At 48.4% G+C, this 221-nt stretch carries 1 rRNA gene; it reads right to left on the bottom strand.

Annotated features, from left to right (window positions below):
- A 5S ribosomal RNA gene (gene rrf / locus JNO66_RS20405) occupies nt 1-62 on the bottom strand; the annotation flags it as partial.
- Between the last annotated feature and the right edge of the window lie 159 nt (nt 63-221).

Genomic DNA, 221 nt, shown 5'->3' with positions numbered 1-221 from the left:
AAGAGCTTAACGGCCGTGTTCGGCATGGGAACGGGTGTGACCTCTTCGCTATTGCCACCGGACTATTAGACTGCCAAACACCTACGTGCTTGTTGTCTAGTTGAAAGAAATGATTCCTTCAAAACTAAATCGTGCTCCACACATTGTCATACACCACATTGGATAAGTCCTCGACCGATTAGTATCTGTCCGCTCCATGTGTCGCCACACTTCCACTCCAG

Origin of the sequence: Alkalicoccobacillus gibsonii, assembly GCF_016798245.1 — a bacterium.
Classification (GTDB): Bacteria; Bacillota; Bacilli; order Bacillales; family Bacillaceae_D; genus Alkalicoccobacillus; species Alkalicoccobacillus gibsonii.
Note: the sequence above shows the minus strand (reverse complement) of the source record. Positions and strands in the feature narration are given on the sequence as shown.